The 2,084-nt window shown below is 71.7% G+C and carries 2 protein-coding genes and 1 pseudogene; all 3 read left to right on the top strand.

Annotated elements, in window-relative coordinates; genetic code table 11:
- A pseudogene (locus tag VF536_RS05280) lies at positions 1-399 on the top strand (VOC family protein); the annotation flags it as partial.
- 42 nt (positions 400-441) lie between these two features.
- Positions 442-1,314 (top strand): questin oxidase family protein, encoded by an 873-nt coding sequence (locus tag VF536_RS05275; protein WP_331613757.1) that lies wholly within the window; start codon positions 442-444, stop codon positions 1,312-1,314.
- The coding region (locus VF536_RS05270) for an MFS transporter (RefSeq protein WP_331613756.1) at positions 1,311-2,084 on the top strand (774 nt) is incomplete at its 3' end. The genes VF536_RS05275 and VF536_RS05270, both read left to right, overlap by 4 nt.

The following is a 2,084-nucleotide window of genomic DNA, read 5'->3' as shown; positions in this document are numbered from 1 at the left end:
ATCCAAGGACTCGACCACCTCGTGCTGCGTGTGCGCGATCTGCCGGCCGCGCTGCATTTCTACGTGGACCTGCTCGGTTGCAGCGTCGAGCGGCGTCAGGAGGACATCGGCCTGGTGCAGTTGCGCGCGGGCGCGCAGTTGATCGACCTCGTGCCGTTGGACGGCAAGCTGGGGCGCATGGGCGGTGCGGGACCCGGCGCGGAGGGGCGCAACGTCGATCACTTCTGCCTGCGCGTCGAGACGCTCGACGAACCCGCGCTGCGCCGCTGGCTGACGGCGAAGGGCGTCACCGTCGACGCCTACGGCTCGCGATATGGCGCGGATGGCGAAGGCCCGTCGCTGTACCTGTTCGACCCGGACGGCAATGCCCTGGAGCTGAAGGGCCCGCCGTGGCCCGCCGGGTTGCACGAGGCGCTCGACCAGTCGGTGAAGTTCGGCCCGATGTACGGCACCGAGGCGCTGCCGCTCTTCAACCATCTGCCGATGGCGCTCGGTGCCCTGGCCCGGCTGGACGCGCCGCCCGAGGCGATGCAGCGCCACATCGACCACTGGACGCCGCTGTCGCAGCCTGCGGACGACGACGGCGTGCCGCCGCCCTCCGTCGGAGACGCGCTGCGCACCGTGCTGGCCGCGCCCGAAGCGCAGGCTTTCCATGTCGCGATCCGGCTGGCATACGCCTTGCAGTCGGGGCATCGCGGGGAACTCGAGGCGGCGCTGAAGACGACGATCGGCGTGAAGAGCCCGCTGGTCGCGCCGGTGCCGGCGGGGCCGGGCCGGGATAGCCTGCGCGACGTGATCGACGCCGTGCGCGCCGATCCCGCGCTGGCGATGCCGCCGATGCCGGGCACGTTGATCACGACGCGGATGCAGCATGCGTCGGCGCTGCCGGGCTTCGACGGCTACGTCGAGCGTCCCCCGCTGACGCTGGACGCGCTGGCCGAGGCTTCGCTGGCGGCGTATCTGTCGCGGCACCAGTTCGCCTCGCTGCACCTGGTGACCGGCACGCACGCGGTGCGCGTGCTGCTGGAAGCCGCCGCCTCGCACGGTATCGACGTCGACGAGGGCCAGGTCTTGCGCACCGTCTGGCGCGCGTGGCTGGGCACCTATCTGTCGGAAATGCGTCCCGCGCCGGCCTGGGCGCTGGTGCATGCGGGGTCTGCGACGGAGGACGACTGGACCCGCGAGCTGCCGTCGCTGCACGCGTCGATGAACGATCACCGCATCAAGGTCGCCGACGCCGCGCGCGAGGAATGGCGTCATCGCGGCTGGCCCGGCTATGCCTTGTGTCTGCGTCGTGAAGGGGCCGCACAATGAGCGCCGTGCTGTCCTCCACCGATTCCGCCGGGTCGTCCGCGACCTCCGCCAGCGCCGCGTCGCCGGCGCCGCTGCGCCATCCGCACCTGCTGCTCTGGGCCGTCTGCGCGCTCGCCTTGATGAGCACGGCCGGCGTCGCGCTGCCGTATCCGATCCTGGCGCCGATCTTCGTCGGCGGCCCGGTCGACGATTTCACCCATTTCCTGGGCCTGCGCCCCGAGCTGCTGATGGGCCTGGCGCTGGCGGTGAACCCGGCCGGCATCCTGGTCGGCAGCCTGGTGATCGGGCCCATGTCCGACCGCTACGGCCGACGCCGCGTGCTGAGCATCACCATCACCGCCACGCTGGTCGGTTACGGCCTGAGCGCCTTCGCGCTCGCGTCGCGGGACTATCCGCTGTTCGTGCTCTCGCGTTTCGCGACGGGCCTGACCGAAGGCAACGTCGCCGTCGTGCGGGCGCTGCTGGCGGACTGGCATCCGCAGCTCGAGCGCACGCGCAGCTTCGCGTGGCTCAACGCGAGCCTCTACATCGGCTGGCTGGTCGGGCCGTTGCTCGGCGGCCTGACGCTGCCCTGGGGCGAAGCGGTGCCCTTCATGGTTGCCGCGGTCGTGATGCTGCCGTGTCTGGTGCTGCTGGGCTTCGGCCTGCCGGACGATCGCCCGGCCGCCAAGCCGGAGGGCGGGATGCTCGCCGCGATGCGGCGTCAGCAATCGCTGGGGCTGATCGCGCAGGACCCGGTGCTGCGTCACCTCGCGCTGCTGCAGCTGGCC

It is taken from the genome of Roseateles sp., from assembly GCF_036486225.1.
In the GTDB taxonomy this organism is placed as follows: domain Bacteria; phylum Pseudomonadota; class Gammaproteobacteria; order Burkholderiales; family Burkholderiaceae_C; genus Roseateles.
This window is presented reverse-complemented; position numbering and strand designations above follow the sequence as displayed.

Coding starts and splice junctions, on each gene's coding strand:
- VF536_RS05275 (WP_331613757.1), top strand. CDS start 442: ATGTACGGCACCGAGGCGCTGCCGCTCTTCAACCATCTGCCGATGGCG.